Consider the following 24,458-nt stretch of genomic DNA (forward strand, 5'->3'; position numbering starts at 1 on the left):
TCTACACAAATTTAGCAATTTTTTATTCGTATACAAATAATTCAGGTACTTTTAACACCCTATGCAATGGATATTGTTTTTATAGCTCCGATCGCTGTATTTGTGAACCTGAAAATCGTACATCGAAAACCACATTGATTTTTAGGCGGGTGATAGACAGTGGCATTGCCGTTGCCGGGACGTGAGCCGCCGGATACCTGCCTGTAAAAGCCTTGGATACAGGACAGGCTGCACCGGAATCGGGTGCAGCCTGTCTTTGCGGAGGGCGGTTCGGGTGAAATTCCCCGCCGTAGTCTTTTCCCGCCTATTTCAGGATGACGAACCTGTTTTCATAGGGTTTCAGCGCCAGCGAAGTGACGCTTCGGCCGTCCAGCGGACGCCCTGTCGCATCGGCCGCCGTAAAGGGCAGTTCGCGTCCCGAGCCGTCGAGCAGGGTAAGGGTGCCTGCCTGCCCGTCGGTTTCCCGCAGGTTGATCAGGATGCCCTCTCCGCTGGCCGCGGGGGTGCATGACGTGATCAGCACATGGCTGCATCCGCTGCGCAGGAATGAGCGGTCGCGGGCGTTGCCGTTGGCCGCAGTGGCGGCCGGCATTACGCGGGTGCAGAGCGGGATGCGTGCACTCCAGCCGAACTGCGATGCGGCCGTGTTGGAGGTGTCCCGGGTTGAGCTGATGACGAATCCGCACTTGAATTCCCCTTCCTGCGAAGCGCGGAAATTCGTTGTCCAGTAATTGTTCATCAGCCACGGGAAGACATGCGGCTTTTCATAGGTGCGGGGCTGGCGATAAGGGTCGTCGAGCAGTTTCCCGAGCAGGTAGAGCGGCACCTCGCTGCCGCTTACGAGAATCTGGGCGTCGTCGTTGCGTGCCGCGACGAAATTCTGCACGGTGTTCCACGAGGCGCTCGTGCCGGGGATCTGGTCTTCGCCGGAACGGACTACGCCGCCCGGTACGTCGAACGTGAGTTTCGCATTTTCCAGCAGCCACGGCATGGCGACGTAGATCGCCGAAGGATCGGTTTCGGGTTTGCGGATGAAATCGTAGCCGAGCTCCACGCGTTTCACGTCGTTATACAGGCGTACCTCGATCTGCACGCCGAATTTTTCGTCGCATCCCTCGGCTTTGCCCGTGAAGCGGACGCTCTGGTAAATATCGCCCGACGTAACGCCCGGGCAGTGTACGTCGGAGAGCGAAGAGCGCCGGTAATTGTCGAATACTTTGCGTTCCATCTGGTGGCGGTCGCCGTTGAGCGATTCATAGATGAAAGCCCCCAGCTTCCATTCCGAGTCCGGGTCGACCATCTCCCGTCCCAGCTCCTTGTCGTAGAGCGAGGCGATCGTCCCCGAAGCCGGGTCGAAGACGATCCGGTAGAAATCGTTTTCGAGGCTGTTGTTCCGGAGTTCCGTGCGGCGGGGTTCGGCGGCCTTGCCGTCGCCGAGTACGATTTCGAAGGTCTTGTAGCCCATGGCGGGGATTCCTTCCGCCCAGATGGCGTAATAGCGTCCTTCGCGGCGCGAGCGGATGGGCTGTACGCGCAGGGCTTTTCCGGCGGCATCGACGATCCGGAACTCGCGGTCTGCCGGGATCAGTTCGAAGTCGATGTAGACTGTCGTCAGTTCCGAGCGTTCCCAGCCGAGCGGGTTGAAGAACGTGAGCGTCGGGTGCGTCGAGCGGTAGAGGGCGCCTTGCAGGCGGCCTATGGCATCTTCATAGAGCAGTTGGGTGCTTTTGAGCGCCTCCCATACGTAGGAGCCCTTTTCGGCCCATTGTACCTGAGAATTCTCGCATCCGGGGTTCCAGATGCTTTCCGCGGCCCCGAAGGTATGCTCGTCGTAGAAGAGCAGGTTTTCGTGGATGCGGCGCAGTTCTTCGTGTGTCCCGCCGCTCTGGCCTGTCCCCTCCATTTGGGCCATCGAGAGCATCGCTTCGATGGCGACCAGGTCGGATTGCGTTTTGCGTGAGGCCGCCGTCTCGCGTGCCGCCGACCCGAACCCGTCCGTCCACCAGTCGGGGTAGGCGGCCCGGTATACGGGCAGCTTGTCGCCGTACTGGGAGTCGATGCGCCCGAGGAATTCGTGTGCCGTGGCGCTGCGTAGCTTCGGCCAGGCGTAGCGTTCGTTCCATGCGCGGATCAGGTCGCACTCGCGCATCGACGGGGGCGAGTTGTCGGTCAGGTATCCCGAGTATTGCACGGCGATGACCGGGAACGGGTAACCCGTGCGTTTGAGGTTGCGGATGTACCCGAATACGCCGTCTTCCAGGCGGGCCATGTCGCCCGTGTGGATGCCCCACGAGTTCCCGGTATGGTAGTGGTCGCTGCGGAACATCAGTAGCCCCTTGCCCGACGGGGATTCCCAGCGGTAGAGTGTCGGGCGGTCGAACGGGACGAGGGCGCGGTGGTTGTTCGATCCGATCGAAAAATATTTCACGCCCAGGTCGGGCAGATAGTCCGCCAGGCACCATGCGATGCCGTTCACGTCGTTCTGCATGGCCGTTTCGACCGGCAGCCCCAATTCGCGGAATCGGGCCACGGGCTCGAGGAACGTCTTGTAATTGTTCTCGCCCGACAGCTCGGACATGTTGAAGAACATGGCCGTCACCTCGATCTGCCCTGCCTTGACGTACCTGATGAATTTGTCCACCTGTGCCTTGGGACGTATGCGCAACCACTCGCGTACGGGCCACGAGGCTTCGCATGTCCAGCGGAACTTCGCGTCGTCCGGGTAGTCGGCCGTCAGGTCGCAGTATTCCACGGCATAGTCGATGTAGCGCAGGTGCTCGGTGAGTATTTCGGTCTGCGGTTTGGTATAGCCGATGTCCGTGTGCGTGTGCTGCACCAGGTAGACGGTGTATTTGTCCGCCGGGGCGATTTCCACCGCCGCCGACAGGGCTTTCCCGCGGTTGGGATGCACTTCGAAATCCACCGTGCGGCCTTCGTACCCTTCGGGAATGTTGACCTCGACGGTGTTTATCCCGCGAGACAGTGTGACCGTCCCGCCCGGTTTGCCGTCGTAGTTCCATCTGGCACGCTGGGGCTTGCCCCAGTTGACGAGGGTCAGCGTCACCGGGTGCAGCAGCTCCTCTTCGGTGCGGCCGTAAATCAGCCCCGGCTGCGAGTGGCTTCCGATGAGTGCGATGCCGTCGCCGGGGCGTGTGCATTTCACGCTGCGGTCGGCTTCGAGGACGATGGCGTCCCAGACGAGCCAGCTGCCGCCGGCATTGCGGATCGTGAGGAGGTTTTCCCCGGCGCCGAATGTCCCGGCCGGCAATAGGGCCTCGATCGCAAGGCCGCGTGCCGAGGTGCGTTTGGTGTCCGGGTAGTTGATGTCGTCCCCGGCAGGCGCCTGCACCGAGGTGCGGAACCCGCCTGCGGAGATTTCGATCGTCGGGGGTGACGAGGCCTGCGATTCGACCAGGTAGAGTGTCAGCCGCATCTCCGCCCGGGAGGCTTGCGCATCGGCCCCGAAGCGGATCAGCAGCGATCCGTTGCCGTTGCCGGCCCAGCCGTCCTGGGGCCCGGGCAGGATGTAGGGGATTTCTCCCGGTGTGCTGCGCCCTACGTCGTACGCGGCCGCCGCGCCGGGGAACCGGCCCAGAAGGTCGGAATACGCGCCGTCGTACAGCGCAAACTCGGCGGCCGAGCCGTCCTTGCGGCCGATTTCCCATACGGGCCGGTAGGGGGTTGCCGACAGGCTGCCCCATAGCAGGGCCGCCAGTACGGCGAGGATGGAATGTTTGTGTCTTTTCATATCGGAATTTTTGGGTTATTCGGGGTCAGTCCACTTTATGTCGGTCATTTTTGCCACATGCCTTCCGGTCTTGTCGGTGATCTCCGAGCCGACGTTGAGCGTCAGCGGCCAGTAGGCTTTCAGCCCTTCCTCAGTCCCGGAGAAGTCGCATGCCACATCGGCTGCGGCCTCGGCCTCGGTGCGGACGTCCGCCCAGATCGAAACGTGCTGGATGTTGCCGCGCATGTAGCGGTTCGAGTAGGAGGGGGCGGTGCCCAGCTGCAGGTTGCAGGTCGGCTCCACGATGGCCTTGCCGCACGCGAAGCTCTTTACCAGCCGTCCGTCCAGATAGAAGTGCATCTTGTCGTTGGCCTTGTACGTGGCTGTGATGTGGTACCACTTGTTCAGCTCGATCGTGCAGCAGGTGCCGCCCTTCCAGCTCCCGTCGTTGACGTAGAACTGCAGGTTCGCGCCGTTGTTGCGGATCATGATGGCACCCTTGCCCTGTTCGCACGAGATGACGTTCTGGTCGCCCGCCGCGAATTCGTCGAAACGTATTTTCATCTCCCACGTCAGCTCTTCCGTGAGATCCCAGTCGCCTGCGGGCCCGAGGTTCATCTTCGACCCGGCGTTGAAATAGGGGATTCCGGCCTTGACGATGTTCTCCCGGAAGGCTTTTATCGCTTCTTCGAGTTGTTTGCAGGCGTTCCGGTAGCCTTCGTCCCGCGAGGTGTTGTGCATGATGTAATAGGCCTGGTCGATGCGGGCCTGCAATGCCTTCTTCGATCCGGGGGCCGTGTCGCCCTCTTCGATCCCTTCCGTCGACTCTTCGACGAGCGATTCCGCCTGGCGGATCAATGCCATGAGCGTCTGATGTGCTTCGGAATAGTCGTCGTCGCTGCATGCGCATAACACCAGTGCCGCGCAGAGGAAGGCTGCGAATTTTTTCAGTATGGTTTTCATGGTCGTTTACTGCATTAGGTGTTTAATATCCTTCGTTTTGTCCCAGGGTTCTCCAGTCGGGCATGCCGTCGAACTGCGTCTGCGGGATGGGGCGTACGACGTGGTACTCCTTGATGTTGTCCTTTGCGTCGGGGTTGTAGATCCTCACCTGGTCGATGAGCCTGCCGAAGCGTTTCAGGTCGAGCCGCCGCTGCCACTCGCCGAAGAGCTCGCGGGCGCGTTCCTCGAGGATGAAATCGAGCGTCATGTCCTCTTCGGTGACCTTCATGGCCTCTTCGTATTCGGGCTTTTCGTGGTTGACGGCGCGTTTGCGCAGCTGGGTTATGTCCTCGGCGGCACCCTTCAGGTCGCGGTTCTCCGTGCTCCGGATACGCGCCTCGGCACGGATCAGGTAAAGTTCGCCCAGCCGGATCACAGGGTAGCTGCGATCCGACAGCTCCGACATGTTGCCCGGCCGGGTGTGGTCGTAGAACTTGGTCATGCCGATGAACGTCCAGCGATCCTGCGGGATGCCGTCGGCGTCGAACATGTCGTTGCGGTCGAATACCGTGAAGGTCTTTTCCATGCGCTTGTGTTCCTCGACGGGCAGTACGTCGGGACAGAGGTAGAGCGCCGTGTCGATGTATTCGCGCCACTGGTTGAGCGGGAAGGCCGAACGGTCGTCGGCCGGGTCGTTGTAATACCATACCCATTGGTGCAGGTCGCTCCAGCGTTTGTCGGCGTCGCGGTCGAACAGATCCATGAAGTAGGTCGAGGGGATCGCCTGGCAGCCGCCGTAGCCCGTCCATTTGAGCATGGTCTGCACGCCCGGAAAACGGTCGATATACATGGCATACCACGACCAGTAGCCGTTGGCCTGGCGGAAGGCGTCGTCCTCGGTGAATTCCGTCGTCCAGATGAATTCGTTGTTGGTTTTGTCGTCGGCCCACAGGTCTTTGAGCGAGGGGCAGAGCTCCAGCCCGTAGTGGCCGATCACCTGCGATGCCATGTCGGCGGCCTCGTCCCACTGTTCGTTGTAGAGGTACATGCGTGCGAGCAGCGCCTTGGCTGCGGGCATGTCGATGCGCCCCGATTCCGTGGTGCGCGTGTCGGGGAATAGCCCGATGGCTGCCTCGAGTGCGCCGATGATCTCTTCGTAGAACTTCGCGCGGGGCGAACGGCGGGCTTCGGTGCCCTCGGTCTCGTCGGTTGTCATCGGCAGGTAGCTGTCGCCCCACGTCTCGGTGACGATCCACAGGAACAGAGCCCGCATGACATACATCTCCGCTTTGAACTGGCTCTTTTCGTCCTCGTCGGCAAAGGGCGTCTGGTCGATCGTTTCGAAGAACAGGTTGATGTTGAACAGCGCCTTGTAGCAGTGGTTCCACAGCCATGCCACATTGCCGTTGGTGGCGTCGAGCCCGTAGTAGTCGCACAGGCCCACATCGCCCTGGTTCTTGCCGCGCAGGTAGATGTCCGTCCCCAGCTCGGTCATCAGCGGCCACTGTCCGTCGCCGCCGTAGAGGTTGTTGATCTTGGTGTAGCTCTGGTATACCAGCGCCTTGATGCCGTTTTCCTCCTTGAATATCTCGGTCGTCGACCCGTAGGTTTCTTCTTCGAGGAAGCTCTGGCATCCGGTCAGCCCTATCGTAAGTGCCGCCGCAAACAGGATGAATATCTTTTTCATGGTCTGGTTTTCGGATTTTAAGTTAGAACTGGACATTCGCGCCGAAGATATAGAACGACTCCCACCACGAGATGCCGCCCGTGTTCTGGAACTGGCTGTAACGCCACGGGGTGTTCATGGTCACATAGAAGCGCGTCTTCTTCACCACACGCCCCATCCATGCCCGGGGCAGGGTGTAGCCGAGCGTGATGTTGCGGATGTTCACGTAGCTGTTCTTGTAGTAGCCCGTGGCGTCGAGGTATTTGATCGACTGTCCTTCGACCGGGCGTGGATGTCGGTCGGAGGGTTTTTCGGGTGTCCAGTAGTCGATCTTGTAGGTGTTCCAGCGCCCGAGCTGGTTCGCCCATTCGCTCGTGCTGCGGCCGTCGTGGGCCAGCGAGCCGAACTCGCCGTATACGTCGACCGAAAAGTCGATGTTCTTCCACTCCGCATTGATCTGCAGGCCGCCGACCCAGTCGGGGCGTGTCGTGCCGAGGATCGTGCGGTCGTTGCCGTCGATCTTGCCGTTGCCGTCCAGATCGGCGACCTTGACCTCGCCGGGTTTCTGTCCGTAGATCGCGGCCAGGTCGGCTTCGTTTTCCTGCCAGATGCCTACCTGTTTGTAATTATAGTGTACGCCGTTGACCGGATAGCCTACGAACAGGCCGTTGTTGATGTCTTCCTTCATCTTGGGATCCTGCAGGCGTATGAGCTCCTCCTTGTTGCGGTAATACGAGAGGTTCACCCCCAGGTGGAAGTCCTTCGTTTCCACGGGGACGGTCGAGAGGCTTACCTCCCAACCGCGGTTGCGGGTGTCGCCGATATTCGTCCACGCCCGGTTGAAGCCCGAAGTATAGGGCAGCACCTTGAGGTAGAGCAGGTCGTAGCTCTTCGAATCGTAATAGTCGATCGTACCGTGGATACGTCCCTTGAGGAACCCGAAGTCGAGGCCGATGTCGAGCATCTTGTTGCGCTCCCACTCCAGGTCGGGCGTCGGGCGGGTTTCGGGCTCCAGCCCCGGGCGGTGCAGCTCACCGCCGTTGAAATTGGCGTATTTGCCGTGCAGCGTACCTGCCGTGGCATAGGCCGCGATCGAGTAGTTGCCCGTCATGCCGTACGAGGCGCGCAGCTTGAGGTTCGAAATCCACTCCACGTCCTTGAGGAAGGGCTCTTCGGAAATGCGCCACGCGATGGCCCCCGAAGGGAAGAATGCCCATTTATGCCCCGGCGAGAGCTGCGACGCACCGTCCTCGCGGAACGACGCGGTGACGATGTACCGGTCGTCGTAGGAGTATTGCACGCGCCCGACGACGGAAACCATCTGGCTGCGGACGAAGCCCGAGGACAGGCTTTTCGAATCGGTCAGGCGTCCCATGTTGTACCACAGGTAGGCGGGCGATTCCTGGTCTTTGCCCGACATGGATGCGTTGACCGTCTGGCGGTTCTGCATTTCATAGACGGCTGTCAGGTCGATATTGTGCCTGCCGAACTGGCGTTTGTAGCTGAGCACGTTGTTCCAGACCCAGTCGGCCTTGCGGTTGTTGTGCATGAAGGCCACGTTGCGCTCGTCGGTATACGATACCGAGCGGTTGTCGTAGTAATAGCCGCGCGACGAGAAGGCGGGGCTGTATGCGAAGTTGGTATTGAACGTGAGCCCCTTCGCCAGGTCGATCTGGGCGAAGAAGCGCAGGAAGAGTTTCCACTCCTCGGTCTTGTCCTTATATACGTCGTCGCTCTCGTTCATGTAGGGGTTCTTCACGAACGGGTCGCCGAAGGGGTAGACGTTGTAGCTGCCGTCCTCGTTGCGGGTCTGTGTGAGCGGGGACATGTGCAGGAACTGGTTGAACATGTCCGGCTTGTCGTTCTTGACGATGTAGTATGCGCGGCTCGAAAGTCCTACCTTGAGGAACGGCAACACCTTGTGCGAGAGATCTGCGGTCAGGTAAAAGTGGTCGTGCCCCGCGTTTTTGTAGCGGCTGTCTTCGTTCTTGTAGTTGAATGCGATTTTGTAGGCGCTTTTGTCCGTTGCCGCCGAAATGGTCAGCGAGTGGCTTGTCCACAGGCGTTTCTTGTTGAAATACTTTCCCATCCAGTCATTGTCGACCTTGCCCATGTTGGCCAGTTCGATCCCGAAAAACGCCTTTGCGTCGTCGGCTTCGCTGTGCCAGGTGCCTGCCGCGCGGCTCGCCTCGCGCTGGAATGCGATGTATTCGTCGGCGTCCATTACGTCGAGCGAACCCCGGTTGTTGACGCCTGCACCCACGAACCCGTCGTAGGTTACCGTCGTCTTGCCCTGTTTGGCCTGTTTGGTCGTAATCAGGATAACGCCGTTGGCACCGCGGGCGCCGTAGATGGCCGTCGAGGACGCGTCTTTCAGCACGTCGATCGACTCGATGTCCCCGGGGTTGATCGAGGACAGCGTTTCGTCGTAGGGAATGCCGTCGAGGACGATCAGCGGGTCGTTGCTGGCATTGCGCGAGCGGGTGCCGCGTATGCGGATCGAACCCCCGTCCATCCTAATCCCGGCGATGCCGGTCAACGCCGTGGTGATGTTGTAGGCCGGAATACGCTCGATACGGTCTGCCGAGATCGAGCTGACGGAACCTGTGATGTCCTTGCGTTTCATCGTGGTATAGCCCGTCACGACGACATCTTCCAGACCAATCATATCCTCCGACAGGACTACGTCCACCGAAGTGCGTCCGGCTCCCACCTTGACGGTCTGCGGCAGCATGCCGAGGAACGATATTTCCAGCAAGTCGCCGTCTTCCACCCCCTCGAGTGCGTAGTGTCCCGCGTTGTCGGTCAGCGTGCCGCGTGACGATCCTTTTATTACGACAGAAGCGCCCGCAACGGCTGCCCCGTGCGTGTCCTCGACGATGCCCGATACCGTACGCCGGATTTCCCCCCCCCTGTATTTTGGGGGTTGACAGTTGCTGTTGCGGAACTTTCCGCGGCCGCATTTGCCGCCGCCGGCAACATCAGGGCCGACAGCACCAGGACAAAACCGCCTCTCATAATGCCCGATAGCCTGTGCCGGGGTCGCCGGCCGGCATGGATGATTGGATAGAAATGTTGCATGGTTCAGTAGTTTAGGTTAGTGTGGTTTGGGTTGGTTGATTAATAGTTGAACATTTTTAATAATGTATGAACATTAACGCCTACTGCAAATTTATACATAGATTTTTAAAATACAACTTTTTTCAGCTCTTTTTTTATGATAATTTGTGAACATCCGCTGTATTTCCCTTATTCGGAGGATTTCCGGTATCTCTGTGGATAGTACCTGTTTGCCTGCATGATTTTTGCCGGAGCCGAGTCTGCACGGTTCCGAAGCGATCTCCGATTCCCTGTGCCGGGGACTACCGCCGTGCCGGTGTGTGCATCTGCGGCCGTTGCGGGCTGTTTGTATGTACATGAAATCTTCTCGATGCGCGATGCTGCCGCCTGCCCGACGGATTGCTGCCCGGCGGATTGCTGCCCGCCCGCCGCCTGCTTTCTGCTTTCTGCTGTGTGCCGCCTGCCGCCTGCTGCCCGTCGCCTGCTGCCTGCTTTCTGCTGTGTGACGCCCGCTGCCCGCCGCCTGTCCGGCAGGTTGACGCCACTTGCCGGTTTGCGTGGCGTGCGGCGTTGTCTGGCATTTCTGGCATTGCGGTACCCGCATTGTTCCCGGCTCCTTCCGTTGCTCCCGGCTTTTTCGCGTTGTTCCCGGCCCCTCCCTCCCCGGGCGGGGACGCCCCGAAAAAGTAACGGCGCAGCCGTTGTCCGGATGCGCCGCCGATGGGGGATATGCCTGCCGCTATTCGGGGAGTTTCCCGGTTCCCCAGCGGGTGTTGGGCTCGGGCCCCAGCCATAGCTCGAGCAGGCCGCCGCGTGCGAATTCTTCGTGCGGGAACCAGAAGTTATGGAGCGCGCGGCCATTGAGGCGTGCGCGTTGGATATAACAGTTCCTGGCCGAATTGCCGTAGGTGCGGATGACGAACCGGTCGGAACGGTCGGCCGGGTAATAACGCTTGTCGAGCCGGATCGACACCTCGTCGAAGACCGGCGAGGTGATCTCGTATACGGGGCGGGCAGCGGCCGTGCCCCGCGTACTGAACAACCCGATCGACATCAGTGCGCTCACGCCGCCCATTTGCCCTTGGTCTTCGTCGTGCCCGCCATACCCCCGGTCGGGCGTGATGGCCCCGTAAGCCTGTTCGTTCACCCGGCGAACCCAGTATTGCGTGAGCCAGGGTTTCCCGCCCCAGCTGAATACGTGTGCATTGGAGCATCCGGGCTGGTTGGCGTAGCTGACGTAGCCTTGTCCGTAGCCGAACACGAAATCCTGCGGTGCGGCCTGCTCGAATGCATAATTGAGCTTTTCGCAGAATTTGTCATAACCGCCCATGAGCGTTGCGAGGGCCGGTAGTTCGTGCGAAACGCCCCAGGTGGCCTGCCAGGCATTGGCCTCGATCCAGCCGGTGCCCCTGAGCGGATCGTCGTGCAGCCATCGGCCCTGCTCGTCCTTGGGGAAGAGCAACTGCTGGTCGGGGCGGTATAGCTTGCGCCATCCGTGGGATCGGTTGCCGAAGTAGGCGGCCTCATCCTCCAGCCCCAAACGCACGGCCATTTGCGCGAGCACCCAATCCTGGAAGTTCGACTCGATCGTCATCCCGGCGTTTTTCGGCTGGTAGCCGTGTTCGAGGTAAAATTCCCCGATTCCCTGCATGCCGCCCGGCATATGGTTGCGTTGCATCGTCCGGAAAGCGTGCATCGGGTCGCATTTGCGCATCAACCCTTTGTTATAGGCCGAGACGATGAGTGGCGTGGCCGGACATCCGGACATGATGTAGGTATACCCTCCGGCGCAGGGCCCCCGGGGAATCAGCCCGCCGTTGTCGGCATAGCGGATGAGCGAGGCCGACATTTCGTCGGGCATTTCGGGCCATCCCAGCCCCCACAGGACGTTGAGGTTCCACTGCGTGAGCCAGAAGGCGTCGGAATTATACATGTGATGCACGACGCGGCCTTCCGCATCGCGCGGGAGCGTGCGGGTCTTGACCCGGATGTCGCGCGTGAACGAACCTGCGCGCTGGCCGTCCGTCAGGTCGGGGTATTCGCCGTTCACGTCGTCGATCTTGTGGCGGCCCAGCAGGACATGCCACAGGTCGGTGTAGAATTTTGTCCGTTGTTGCTGCGTGCCGCCTTTTACCTCGATGCGTCCCAGCCATTCGTTCCATTCGTCCTGTGCCGCGCGGCGCACGGCGTCGAAGTCCCAGGTCGTGGCGTCATGCGTGAGGTTCTCCCGTGCATTTTCCGTACTGACGTACGATACGGCCGTGCGGACATGGATGCGGTCGCCCGTACGGACGCCGTAATGTGCCGCGACGCCCGATGTGGGGGAGTCCAGGTAACTCAGCGCTTCGCGCGGGTGGCGCCTGGTGATTTCGGAGGAGCCTTCGAGCGAGTCGATCCCGGAATAACGTCGTGTGCCGACCCATCCGTCGAGCCGGTCGAACGGCCGGTCGAAACGGACGACGAAGTAAACCCTGACGTTCTCGGGGCCGCCCCAGTGGCGGCCGTAGGTGTCGAAGCTGCCCTCGATTTCGTGCTCCCCGACCCGCCGCACGCGGGCGTTGCACATGGTCGTCGACGCCAGATAGCCGCCCAGGTTCAGGAGTATGCCGGCTTCGGCGTCCCGGGTGAAGGTCAGGCGGTAGAACCCCGTGCGGTCAGTGGCCGTCTGCTCGACCCAGATGCCGTAATCCTCCAGGAAGAGGCGGTGGTAACCCGGCTGGGCGATTTCGCCCTCGTGCCGGAAGTGCGATTTCCAGTGCCCTTCGCCGAGGGTGGGATCGACGTTGCCGGTCGTCGGCATGAGCGTAAGCCCGGCCAGCACCCAGTTGTGTATCTGCGGGAAGCCGAGCACCTCGGTCGAATTGTAGTTGTAGCCCCCGCCGTACTGGTTGCGGTTGCGGGTCAGCGGTGCGGCGCCGATCATGCCGAACGGCTGGTTGCCCGTGATGAAGAAGAAATAGCGCCCCTTGGTCGTTTCGATGAACGGGTCGACCTGCGAGACGAAGTCGCCTCCGGCCCCGGCGGGCGGGAATGCCTCGATCTCGGAGAGCCCGACATGGGAACCCACGGCGTCGTTGACCTCGAATTTCACCCATCTGACCCGTTTGGGCGCGAATTCCACGACCTTGGGCTCCCCGTTGTCCGGGATCCCGACTACTCCGATGCGTGTACCGTCGCTGAAAAAGAGGTCGCCGCCTGCCGTATGCGCATCGCCCGTCGGCCGGTCGTAGAGGACGATGCGCGAGAGGGTGACCTCCTCGTCCCAGTCGAGCCGGATCCAGGGGTAGGGGAGTCGCTGCCAGTAGGGCATCTGCGCTGCCGATACCCATTCGCCCGCATTGTCGAGGCGGATGTAGCCGTCGTTGACTTTCGAGGCATCGCCGTCGGCATTGAGCGATGACGATGCCGTGGCGCGGGCCTTCGGGGCGATATTGTAGGTGCCGCCGAGTGCCGGGAACGAGATTCCCGCCACGCAAAACAGGGTTAACAGCTCTTTTTTCATCGCGATGTGCTTGCGTTAAGGTTCGTATTGCATGAATATACGAATAATATCGTCTCGCCGGTTCCTTTTCCGGCCCGCAGCCCGGGAATATACCCGTTATTTCATAAAAGCCTTCACGACCATGATCTCGCGCCCCGAGGTGTTGACGATCCGGTAGGAGCCTGCCGCCGCCGAAATTACCAGCGTTTCGGCATAGCTCAGGCGGAAGCGGCTGCCGCCCGCGGTTTCGACCTCGGCGCTTTCGCCCTCGACCAGGTTCAGGACATGGCATTTTCCCTGCGTTGCGACCTCCACCGAGGTGTTGAGCTTGTAGCGGTGCACGTCGTAGGAGTGGTTGCGGTGCGTGGGCAGGTGCCATAGTTCCCAGTCCGCTCCCTTGTCGAGCAGCGCGGGGTGCGACACCAGTTCCCGTTTCACGGCCTCGCCCTTGCGGTCGAAGCAGAGGTTCTCCATTGCGCGGCGGATGTTCAGCGGGCGCGGTTTCCCGTCGAGGTCGAGCGCCAGCCAGTCGTACATCTTGAATGTGAAGATGTAAGGCGTGGTGCTGATCTCCAGCACGAGGTTGTTGCGTCCCGAGCTGTGGAGCGTGCCCGGCGGTATGAGGAACAGGTCGTGCCGCGCCGACTGTTCGGCGTTGATGTAGCGCGGCACGTCGAGTTCCGTGCCTTTTTCGAAGCTTTCGGTCAGCGCCCGTTCGAACTTCGCAGGGTCGATATCCTCTTTGAACCCGAGGTATACGACCGACCCGGGTGCCGTGTCGAGGATATAGTAAGTCTCCTCCTGAGTCAGTACCTCGCCGAAATTCTTGCGGATATATTCCCGCTGCGGGTGGCACTGGATCGAAAGGTTGCCGCCGTCGAAGTTGTCGAGGTAGTCCATGCGGATCGGGAATTCGTCGCCGTATGCGTCGTAGCACGCGCTGCCGACGACCTGCTCGCCGCCCTGGAACATCACCATGTCGAACGACACTTCGAGCATCTTGCCGTCGCTGCCGAAGATCAGCCCGTTTTCCGGTACGATCAGCTCGAACGACCATGCGTAGTTGGGCACGTCGTGGGGCAGTGCGCCGATGTGTTCGCGGATCCATTGGCCTCCCCACGCCCCGGGTTCGAACCACGGCCGGACGCGGAATCCGTTTGCGGCGAGGTGCTCCAGGCCGCGGCGCAGGTCGGTGCCCTCGGCCCAGGTGATCTCCCCTTCGCGCTGCCCGTCGACGATTATGCCGATGCGGGGCAGCAGCTCCTTCTTGTGGCGGTTCAGTACGACCCAGTCGACGAAATAGAACCGCTTGTACATCTTTTTCGGGGGTTCGGGCTGCGTGGCCCCCAGGTTGGCGATGCTGCCCGCACGCGAGCGGAACTGGATCTCGTTCTTCGGGATGTCGATATAGACCAACTCGCCCTGCCAGCCGGCCAGCGCGGCGCCGGTGCCGACGAGTATGTTCATCTCCGCCTCGGGGTCGGGTGCGATCGCCCGCAGTTTTTCCCCGTCGAAGAACTCCTCCAGCCGCAGCGGAGTGCGGAAGCCGAAGATCGGGTCGTCGCCGCCCAGATAGGGGGCGACCAGGCGTTCGATCTCCTCCTGCGGCCGCAGGGCCGCGTCGACGCTCCACCACACGGGGCGGATGCCCAACTGCGTGAGCGCACGGTTCAGCTCCTGCCGGAAGAGGTCGAAGCGTACGCCGACATAGCCGTCGACGACAACCTGCTTCTGCCCGGCCAGCCGCCGTGCCAGCGACGTGTAGTCGCAGAAAATCTTATCCGCCCCGAGGTCATGTGTCGGGTAGATGTCGTATTGGTTTTTTCCGGTTTCCGGTTTGCATACCGGAAGTGGGTTCTGTGTTGTTTTCCTTAAAAGAGACATGACTATTGTTTGGTTATATGAATAACGATGCTGCGCCGATCAGGGCGGCATGGTCGGGCCGGGCCGGGAGCCCTATCCTGATCCGGTGGCCGTCGGCTTCGAGCCGGCGTTTCATGGCGGGCCCGAACAGCGGGTAGGCCCGCGAGATATTCCCGCCGAGCACCAGCATGTCGGCGCGGAAGCGTTCCGCCACGGGGGCTGCGAACGCCGCCAGCCGCTCCCCGTATTCGTCGAACAGGCGCCGTGCCGCGGGGTCTTCCGCATGGCGTTCGGCAGCTTCGCGTGCGCCGCTTATCTCCTGCCCGGTCAGCTCCCGGTAGCGGCCGCATACCCAGCGGGTCGAGAAGGCCTCATCGACGATGCCCCCTTCGAACGGCAGGCAGTATACCCAGCCGTTGGCGGGCACCTCGTCGCCCGAGGTCACCAGCCTGCGGCCGGCCACGAAGCCCGACCCGACGCCCGTGCCGAGCGTCAGCGCCACTACGCGTCCGGCGTCGTCCGCGACCCCGCCGAGGCATTCGCCCAGCGCGAAGGCCGCCGCGTCGTTGACGTAGCGGAACTCCTCCGTGCCGCACTCCCGCAGCAGCGGGTAGAGTGTCGCCGCGACGTCGAGCCCGTAGATGCGCTCGAACTTCCGCACGCCCCGGATCAGCGAAATGCCCCGCTCGTAGTCGAACGGCCCGGGGAAGGCGAAGCCTGCGCACCGGATGCGTCCGATGCCCGATGCCGCGGCCGTGCGCCGGATGTTCGCGGCCCAGGCCCCGGCGATCGTGCGGGCCCCGGCCGCCGCGTCGACTTTGTCCGTGTGCGGTTCCCCGCACAGTTGCCCCGTGGCGAGGTCTACCACCGCCGAGCAGATATGGCTGCCGCCGATGTCCACGCCCAGGGCGTAGCGATTATGTGCCGATTGTGCCATGACGGTATATTTTTCGTAGTTATTTGTTCAGCCGGGTGTTGGGCTCCGCGGCGAGGTTCACCCGCAGCGTGCCGCCGCCGACCACTTCGGCGAAGGGAAGCTGTACGCTCTGCAAGGGTTTGCCGTCCAGTTCCAGCGAACCGATATAGTAATTCTCCGGCGTGTTGCCCGTCGTTTCGATCACGAACTCCTTGCCCGTGTAGTAATCGGGGTTGAGGCGGATCGTCACCTTGTCGAACAACGGGCTGCCGATCTGGAACGTCGGGTCGGGGGCGGTAAGCCCCTTCGCGTCGAAGAGCCCCATCGAGGCCATGACGTACCATGCCCCCAGCTGTCCCTGGTCTTCGTCCTGCCCGTAGCCGTAGCCGTGGATCTCCTCCGTGCCGTAGAATTCGTTGCAGATCGTGCGCATCCATTTCTGCGAGAGCCACGGTTTGCCCGAGAAGTTGAACAGCGCCGAGATGTGGAGGTTCGGTTGGTTGCCGTGGTTGTAATAGGCATGGACTCCCGCAAAGGCATTGATCGTCTTGCCGCCGCCGAAGACGCTCTCGCGCGAAATGAGGAACGTGCTGTCGAGGCGGTTGTTGAACTCCTCGCGTCCGACCAGCTCGACCAGCCGGTCGATATCGTGGGGCACGTAGTAGGTGTACTGTACGGCATTGCCCTCCTGGAATCCGGCCCATGCCGCGTAGGGGTCGAAGTCGGCGATGAATTCACCGCTGTGATCCCGCGGCCGGATGTACTTGGTTTCGGGGTCGAAAAGCAGCTCCCACCCGCCCGAGAGCTTCTCGAGCTGTTCGTAATCGGCCTCATGGCCCAACTGGCGGGCCATCTGCGCAACGGCATAGGCGCTGAACGAATATTCGAGTGTGTGCGAGGCCGCGAATCCCGAGCCGTCGGGCGTGGTCTGCATGCCCAGTTCCGGCAGGTAGGGCGAATAGCCCTGACTGACGAATTTCCCCACGTCCAGTTTGCCCGCGCCGGCCGGGCGGCCTTCGCTGCCCAGCTCGTTCTTGCGGGCGGCCTGGTAGCCCAGCGCCACGTCGAAGTTGCGGATGCCGCAGTTGTAGGCCGCGGCGATGGCGAGCCCCGTGAAGTTGGTGCCTACGCCCGAGACGTACTTGCTGCATGCGATGCCGTCGCCGAGCCATCCGGCGTCCTTGTAGACCAGCAGCTGGCTCGCCACCCAGTCGGCATAGTATTCGGGATAGGCGATGCTCCACAGCTGCGTGAGGTTCCAGTAGGCGCCCCAGATCGCATCGGTATTGTAATAGTCGTGCACCGGCCTGCCTGCGCCGTCGAGCGCAATCTGCCCGACCATGCCGTCGTTGGCCGGATAGGCCCCGTTCACGTCGCTGGCCAGGCCGCGCCCCAGCAGGGCGTGGAACAGCCCCGTGTAGAACTTCACGCGGTCATCGTGCAGGCCGCCCTCGACGCGAAGCCGGCCCAGCGCCTCTTCCCACGTGTCGTTCGCCTCGCGGCGCACCCGGTCGAAATCTTTGCCGGCAGCCTCCTTTTCGAGGTTCAGCCGCGCGTTCTCCACCGACGTGTACGACAGGCCGATCTTCAGCCCCACCTGCTGACGCTCGCGGGTGTCGAAACGCAGGTAGAGCCCTGCTCCGACGCCTGTGCGGCTGCGCTCCCCCGCGAAGGTTTGCTCGCCGCTGAACGCGCCCCAGGCCGTAGGCTCGGCGTCGAGTACGGCGCTGAAATACATTGTCACCGTGGCGCCTTTCTGGTAAATGTCGACATAGGCGGGCTCGGTCACCACCCAGCCCTCGATACGTCCGTCGTCGGTGTAGGTCACCGACGCGTCGCGCACCGGGCCGCTTTCGCCCATGCGCGTCCCGATGTTGAAGATCAGGTTCGCCTCCTCCGTCGCCGGGAAGGTATAGCGGTGGAATCCGACCCGTTCGGTGGCTGTCAGCTCGGCCTTGACGCCGTAATCCTTCAGCAGCACGGAGTAGTAGCCGGGGCGCGCCACCTCGTCCTTCTTGTCGAAGCGCGAACGGTAGCCCGCGTCGGGGTTGTCGAGCGGCCCGGGTACGGTCTGAAGTTCGCCGACCGTCGGAGCCACCACCACGCCGCCGACCTGGAACTCGTGGAAGTTGGCGAAGCCCTCGATCGAGGTGTGGCGTGAGTCGTAGCCCACGGCTTCCCAGCCGTTGGGATTCCCCAGGTGGCCGTCGGTCGTCGGAGCCAGTTTGGCCATGCCGAACGGTACGGCCGCCGGGGTGAAGAAGAACCACCGCGAATGTGCGGTGCCGATGCGCGGGTCGACGTAGTCCGTCAGCGGCTCCTGAGCCGTGCATGCCGACAGGCAGGCCGTCGCGGAGAAGAGGATCAGTTTGTGCAGGTGTTTTTTCATCGTTGATGTTTGCCGGCGGCCGTTGCAGCCGCCTTTGGGTTATATGGTTTTCTGTTTAATGTATATACATGAGGTGCGTGGCGTCCGTCTATTTCGCGGCGAACCTGCGCAGGGCGAGGGCGCAGCCTGCCAGGTAGAGCATACAGGCCGAAATGACCAGCAGCGAACCGGTCTGGCTGCCCAGGAGGTCGGTCGTGAAGCCCATCAGGGGCGGGATGACGGCGCCGCCGCAGACCCCTGTGATCATCAGCCCCGAAATCTCGTTGGCTTTTTCCGGATGGCATTTCAGCGCCGTCGAGTAGATCACCGAGAAGATGCTCGAGCAGGCGAAGCCGATCAGTCCGACCAGCGCCAGCATTCCCACGGTACCCTGTACGAAGTAGAGGACGGCCATGGCGGCGATGGCCGCGAAGATGTGGATGCGGAAATAACGCACGTCGTTCATGCGCACCAGCAGGATCGAACCGATCAGCGCACCGACCGTGCGGCAGACGAAGTAAACGCTCGACCCGAGTCCGGCCTGCTCGACGGGGTAACCGCCGCGTTCGATCAGCAGCTTGGGCGCCACGGTATTCATCCCCACGTCGACGCCGACGACGAAGACGATCCCGAGGAAGAGGAGGAGCACCGTGCGGTCTTTCAGCAGGGCGAACGTCGCACCGACGGGCGAGGCCTGCGGCGCTTCGGCCTCTTCGCGGATGGGGGTGCACATGAGCCATGCGGCCGAGAGCAGCGTGATGAGCGCGAAGATCGGGAAGAGGTATTGCCAGTTGCCCAGCGTGCCGGCGGCGAATGCGGCGATGAAGGGGCCGCAGAACGACGAGACCGCCTTGACGACCTGGCCTGCGGTCAGCGAACTGGTCAGCGCGTCCCCCTTGACCACGTTGGTGAGCAGCGGGTTGAGCGATACCTGGAGGATCGTATTGCCGATGCCCAGCAGCACGAATGCCGTCATGCACGTGGCAAGGTTGTAATGCACGAACGGGATCAGCATACCGACGGCCGTGATGCCGTTGCTGATCTGTACCATGTTCTTGCGGCCGAGGCGGTTCATGGCGAGGGCCGCCGGAATCGAAAGCAGCAGGAACCAGATGAAAACCATCGAGGGGATGAATCCGGCGAGGGTTTCGCTGAGCCCGAAATCTTGCTGGACATAGCTGGTCGAGATACCGACCACGTCGCAGAAGCCCATGACGAAGAAACCGAACAGGACGGGCAGTAATTTGTGGAGTGACTTGTTCATTTGGGTTGTGGTGTTTGTCAGCCGTTGATGAATTCGATCGAGTAGGTGAAGCTGTCGGCGCGGTAATAGCCGATGTTATATTCCACCGGGGTGTCGTTTACGTCGAGCACGAAGCGTTTGCGGACGAGGATCGGCTCCCCTTCGTTGATGTCGAGCTTTTCGGCCAGCTCCGCGTTTGCGCTGCGGGCATATACCATCTCGCGCGAGGTCTTGACGACGATGCCGTAATTCTTCCGGAGGTTTTCGTAGAGCGGGAGCGCCATGTCCTCCTCCCCGGTCATCGGGATCGCGGGGTTGAAATAGGAGATGAAATAGACGAACGGTAGGTTCGGGCGTCCGCGCAGGCGCTCCAGGCACAGCAGCCTGGCTCCTTCCGGGGCATTGAGAAACTCGGAAGCCTCGGCGGGCGGCGTCTTGCGGCTGATGTGTAGTTCGAAATTCTGCACGACCATGCCCTGGGCATGCATCTCCTGCGAAAAGCTCATCCAGTTGCGGGCGTTGCTCATCACGTTCTGGGGCGCCACGGTCGTCCCGTATCCTTTCTTGCGGATGAGCAGCCCTTCGAACACCAGCCGGTTGATGGCCTGCCGCAGGGTGTTGCGCGAGATGTTCAGTTCTTTGGATAGCTCCACCTCGTTGGGAAGCAGTTTGCCTTTGCGGTACTCTTCCTGCTGGATCATCTGTCGCAGCAGATCCTCGGCCTGCTGGTGCAGCGGTTTCGAAGAGTTCGGGTCGAGTTGTAATTTCATGTCGTTCGGGCTTTTGTGTTATCCCCGGATTATAGCCGTGCCGGGATCGGCGTATAGCATGGCGCGTAGGGCGGTTTGCTGCGGGCATCGGCGCAGGCCTTTCCCGGGGGGCTTTCCCCTGAGTCATTCCTGAGGGGAATCTTTACCCTGTTCGACCCGCTATGTTCACTTTTGTGTCTTGTATATGTTCTTATATTTATCAATATGTTCATGCAAATAAACGTAAAATATCCGAATTGTCAAAATCTATGTTCCCGATAATGTCGGTACAGGGCGGATATTTTTTCAAAAGCCTCGTTTGTTGCCTGTCATTGTCCTGTATTACTGGTGATTGCGTTTTTTGCGGCCGATAGCCGTTTTTTTTGCCCGGGCCGAGCCTGCCCGCGGTTTTGTCCGTATCCGGATGGTGCCGCGCCCAGTCTGCGCCCGGTCGCTGCAGGATGATAGAGGGGGATATTTGTGGATGCAGGGGACGGATTCCGATAAAAAAATAAGGATGGACTTGTGTCCATCCTTACCGGGGTTGTGGAGAATACCAGGGTCGAACTGGTGACCTCTTGCATGCCATGCAAGCGCTCTAGCCAACTGAGCTAATCCCCCGTTGTGGGTGCAAAGATAACGGAAATTTTTTTATTTCCAAATAGCGGCCGGAAAAAATCGACCGCAGGATTACCATTGCTGCCGTTCGGAGGGGGAGGTAGGGCGGGGCGTCCGGTATCGTTTTTTTGTCCGCCATGCGGATTATAAGGCTGTTACCGCATTTTCGCAAGCATCTCCGCTGTCCGGGGGGCTTTCGTGCCGGCAGGCGGGGGCTTGCGGCATACAGGAGGGTGCCGGGCAATCCTTCCTCCGGGGTGCCGTTTGTTTGTCCCGCCCCAAGGAAAAAGCCGGCGCTTCGAGCGCCGGCTTTCCCGTATGCCGGGATGCCTCCCGGATCAGTGTCATGCCTGTTAAGTTATTCGATTTCCCACGTGGCGCCCGAATGCAGCAGCTCGTCCACCGAGCGGATCTTGCTCTGTGCCTTGACCTCCTCGACCTGCCGGGCCACCTCGCGGTCGTAAACCGTGGCGTCCTCGACGGCGCGGATCACGCCCAGGGCAACGGGGTATTCGGGATATTTCATCGCCGCCAGCATCGAGTGCAGCGTCGTGTCGCGCTCGTGGGCGTCGTGCGTCAGCACATCGTCCAGCGTGTAGCCGTCCTGGCCGACGGTCACGACCTTGAGCTTCATGTCCTCGAAGACGATTCCCTTCTCCATGTTGGCCCCGAACAGCATTTTCCCGCCGTGGCGCAGCGTGATCGTACGTTCGGCGCGCGTAGCCTTGTCGGCGGCGAATGCAGCGTGGGTCTTGTCGTTGAAAATCACGCAGTTTTGCAGTACTTCGATCACCGACATGCCTTTGTGCATCGCAGCGGCCACCATGCACTCCTTCGAAAGCTGCACCTCCATGTCGACCGAGCGGGCGAAGAACGTGCCTTTGGCGCCGATCACCAGTTCGCCGGGGTTGAACGGCTTTTCGACCGTGCCGTAGGGCGAGGTCTTGGTGATCTTGCCCAGCTTCGAGGTGGGGGAGTACTGCCCCTTGGTGAGGCCGTAGATCTCGTTGTTGAAGAGTATGACGTTCAGGTCGACATTGCGGCGGATGGCGTGTATGAAGTGGTTGCCGCCGATGGCCAGCGAGTCGCCGTCGCCCGTGGTGACCCAGACGCTGAGGCGCGGGTTGGCGACCTTGACACCCGTGGCCACGGCGTTGGCGCGGCCGTGCACCGAATGGAACCCGTAGGTCTTCATGTAATAGATGAACCGCGACGAGCAGCCGATGCCCGACACGAACGTGAAAAGGTTGTGCGGCGTGTCGGTCGCGTCGGCGATCTCGGGCAGCGCGCGCTGTACGGCGCTGAGGATGGCGTGGTCGCCGCATCCGGGGCACCAGCGTACCTCCTGGTCGCTTTTGAAATCCGCGGGGGTGTATTTGTATTCTGCCATGGCGTTATTTCAATAAGGATTCGAATTTTTGGCAAAGCTCTGCAACCGTGAAGGGCAGGCCCTCGCACTTGTTGTACTGTTCGTAGCGGAACTCCTGCAAACTTTGGCGCAGGTAGTTGGCGAACTGCCCTTCGTTCAGCTCGCAGACGACGATCTTGCGGAATTTCGAGAATATCTCGCGTACGCCGTGCGGCAGCGGGTTGATGTAGTTGAAATGGCACAGCGAAACGCGCTTGCCTTCGGCGCGCATCTGGTCGACGGCGTTTTGCAGGTGTCCGCGCGTACCTCCCCAGCCGACCACCAGCAGGTCGCCTTCCGGGGCGCCCCATACGGCCTGTGCCGGGATGTCGTCGATGGCTTTCGCCACCTTTTCGGCGCGGGTGCGTACCATTTTCTGGTGGTTCGACGGGTCGTGCGAGATACAACCCTTTACGCAGTCCTTTTCAAGGCCGCCGACACGATGTTCCAGTCCCGTCTTGCCGGGGAATGCCCAGCCGCGGGCCAGGTTTTCGTTGCGCACGTAGGGCATGAAACCGCCTTCGGGGGCTTCGTCCACGATCGGCGGGGTGATGGCCGGGTAGTCCTTCATCGCGGGGATGCGCCACGGCTCCGAGCCGTTGGCGATGAACCCGTCGGTCAGCAGGATCACGGGGGTCATATGCTCCATGGCCAGGCGTCCGGCCTCGAATGCGTAGTGGAAGCAGTCGCTGGGCGACGATGCCGCCACGACGATCACGGGGCACTCGCCGTTGCGGCCGTAGAGCGCCTGCGCCAGATCGCTCTGCTCGGTCTTGGTCGGAAGTCCCGTCGAGGGGCCGCCGCGCTGTACGTCGACCACCACCAGCGGCAGTTCGGTCATCACGGCCAGTCCCAGCGCCTCGCTCTTGAGCGACAGGCCGGGGCCCGAGGTGGTCGTCACGGCGAAGTTGCCTGCGAAGGCCGCGCCGATGGCGGTGCAGATGCCCGCGATTTCGTCTTCGGCCTGGACGGTCTTCACCCCGAGGTCTTTGCGCTTGGCCAGCTCTTCGAGGATTACGGTGGCCGGGGTGATCGGGTACGAGCCGCAGAAGAGCGGCAGCCCGGCCTTTTCGGCCGCGGCGCACAGACCCCATGCCGTGGCGACGTTACCGCTGATCGAGCGGTAGGTGCCTTTTTCGAGCGGTGCGGGCGCTACGGTGTAGGTGTTTGCGAACTGGTGCGTATTGGCTGCGTAGTCGTACCCCGCCCGGATGGCCAGCTTGTTGGCTTCGGCTATGGCGGGGTTCTTCTTTGCGAATTTGGTTTCGATATATTTGATTGCGTACGCTTCCGGCCTGTCGAACAGGTAGAAGCAGATGCCCAGTGCGAACATGTTTTTGCACTTGGTTACGGCCTTGTTGTCGAGGCCGGTCTCCCGGAGCACTTCGCGCGTCATCGAGGTGATGTCGGGAATGACGACGTTGTACTCGTCGAGTTGCAACTCGGCGATGGGGTCGAGCGTGGCGAAGCACGCCTTTTTGAGGTGGTCTTCGGTGATCGAATCGCCGTCGATGATGACCGTCGCACCCGGTTTGAGCCATTTGCGGTTGGCCTTGAGCGCTGCGGGGTTCATCGCCACCAGCACGTCGCAGTAGTCGCCGGGGTTGAGCTCCCGGTGGCTGCCGAAGTGAACCTGGAATCCAGATACGCCCGCCACGGTACCCTGTGGCGCGCGGATTTCGGCAGGGTAGTCGGGGAAGGTCGAGATCCCGTTCCCGAGCAGTGCCGAGGTGTCTGAGAAAAGCGTGCCCGTAAGCTGCATGCCGTCGCCCGAGTCGCCTGAAAAGCGGATCACGACATCCTGCAACTCCCGTACATTGGTTTTGTCCATGTCTTGTTTCGGATTAGTAGGGTTTTGAAAACAATATCACAAATATATAAATTTATTGTCAGATTGTTCACGGCGGATGACTTTTTTGCGGCTCTAATCCGGCGGTTTTTTCTCTTTGTGCCTCCGTAATGCTGATAATCGCGCATTCAGAGGCTTGTTTCGCTGCTTGATCGTTACCGGATTTTGTAATTTTAATTGCGATTTGACAGTAGCGGCGTTATTAAAAAATTTTGCGAATGCTGCTTCCGGATTGTAAGTGCTGCTCCGGATTTTTCGCTGTAATTTGCCTTCTTCCGTTCTTCCTGCTGTTGCTTCCGCCGCTGTTCCCGTCTTGCCCCGCCGCTGTTTCTGTCGTTGTTCTTTCTGCTGCCCCGGCTGCCCCGGCTGCCCCGGCTGCTCCTGCGCTGTTCCCGTGGCTCTTCCCGCCGCTTTTTTGTCGCTTCCTTCGCCGAACTTCCCGTGCCGTCCCATGCGCCCTGTCCCGCCCTGTCCTGTCCTGTCCTGTCCTGTCCCGGGCAGCCCCCGTTTCGGGTACTGTCCCGTCCTGAAAAAGGTTTACAGAAAAGAGTAAATCTTATGCAGCAAA

General features: G+C 61.1%; 13 protein-coding genes and 1 tRNA gene. All 14 read right to left on the bottom strand.

What is annotated here, in order from left to right; all coding sequences use genetic code 11:
• Positions 1-304 precede the first annotated feature (304 nt).
• Positions 305-3,748, bottom strand: coding sequence for a glycoside hydrolase family 38 C-terminal domain-containing protein (locus tag DW189_RS13870; RefSeq protein ID WP_117508578.1), 3,444 nt, complete (start codon positions 3,746-3,748; stop codon positions 305-307).
• Positions 3,749-3,763: 15 nt separating this feature from the next.
• Positions 3,764-4,690: a LamG domain-containing protein gene (locus tag DW189_RS13875; protein WP_117508579.1), complete on the bottom strand. Its 927-nt coding sequence runs from the start codon at positions 4,688-4,690 to the stop codon at positions 3,764-3,766.
• A gap of 22 nt (positions 4,691-4,712) precedes the next feature.
• A complete protein-coding gene (locus tag DW189_RS13880; RefSeq protein ID WP_117508580.1) occupies positions 4,713-6,356 on the bottom strand; it encodes a RagB/SusD family nutrient uptake outer membrane protein in 1,644 nt (547 codons plus the stop codon).
• A 22-nt stretch (positions 6,357-6,378) separates the two neighbouring features.
• Positions 6,379-9,237 (bottom strand): SusC/RagA family TonB-linked outer membrane protein, encoded by a 2,859-nt coding sequence (locus DW189_RS13885; protein ID WP_117508581.1) that lies wholly within the window; start codon positions 9,235-9,237, stop codon positions 6,379-6,381.
• Positions 9,238-10,134: 897 nt separating this feature from the next.
• Positions 10,135-12,897 (bottom strand): GH92 family glycosyl hydrolase, encoded by a 2,763-nt coding sequence (locus DW189_RS13890; RefSeq protein WP_181969303.1) that lies wholly within the window; start codon positions 12,895-12,897, stop codon positions 10,135-10,137.
• Between the two features lie 96 nt (positions 12,898-12,993).
• On the bottom strand, positions 12,994-14,760 hold the full coding sequence (locus DW189_RS13895) for a class I mannose-6-phosphate isomerase (protein ID WP_117508583.1): 1,767 nt from the start codon (positions 14,758-14,760) through the stop codon (positions 12,994-12,996).
• Between the two features lie 13 nt (positions 14,761-14,773).
• Positions 14,774-15,676, bottom strand: a complete 903-nt coding sequence (locus DW189_RS13900; RefSeq protein WP_117508584.1) for an ROK family protein — start codon at positions 15,674-15,676, stop codon at positions 14,774-14,776.
• A 19-nt stretch (positions 15,677-15,695) separates the two neighbouring features.
• Positions 15,696-18,044, bottom strand: coding sequence for a GH92 family glycosyl hydrolase (locus DW189_RS13905; RefSeq protein ID WP_117508585.1), 2,349 nt, complete (start codon positions 18,042-18,044; stop codon positions 15,696-15,698).
• 88 nt (positions 18,045-18,132) lie between these two features.
• A complete protein-coding gene (locus tag DW189_RS13910; RefSeq protein ID WP_018696820.1) occupies positions 18,133-19,287 on the bottom strand; it encodes an MFS transporter in 1,155 nt (384 codons plus the stop codon).
• Between the two features lie 17 nt (positions 19,288-19,304).
• Positions 19,305-20,036, bottom strand: coding sequence for a GntR family transcriptional regulator (locus DW189_RS13915; RefSeq protein WP_022333751.1), 732 nt, complete (start codon positions 20,034-20,036; stop codon positions 19,305-19,307).
• 526 nt (positions 20,037-20,562) lie between these two features.
• Positions 20,563-20,636, bottom strand: a tRNA-Ala gene (locus tag DW189_RS13920).
• A 355-nt stretch (positions 20,637-20,991) separates the two neighbouring features.
• Entirely contained in the window at positions 20,992-22,023 is a 1,032-nt protein-coding gene (locus tag DW189_RS13925) for a 2-oxoacid:ferredoxin oxidoreductase subunit beta (RefSeq protein WP_018696822.1), read from the bottom strand.
• A gap of 4 nt (positions 22,024-22,027) precedes the next feature.
• Positions 22,028-23,872, bottom strand: a complete 1,845-nt coding sequence (locus DW189_RS13930) for a 2-oxoacid:acceptor oxidoreductase subunit alpha (protein ID WP_117508586.1) — start codon at positions 23,870-23,872, stop codon at positions 22,028-22,030.
• 93 nt (positions 23,873-23,965) lie between these two features.
• A complete protein-coding gene (locus DW189_RS14505) occupies positions 23,966-24,343 on the bottom strand; it encodes a hypothetical protein (protein ID WP_141417955.1) in 378 nt (125 codons plus the stop codon).
• Between the last annotated feature and the right edge of the window lie 115 nt (positions 24,344-24,458).

The organism is Alistipes sp. AM16-43 (assembly GCF_003435745.1).
GTDB classification, from domain to species: domain Bacteria; phylum Bacteroidota; class Bacteroidia; order Bacteroidales; family Rikenellaceae; genus Alistipes; species Alistipes onderdonkii.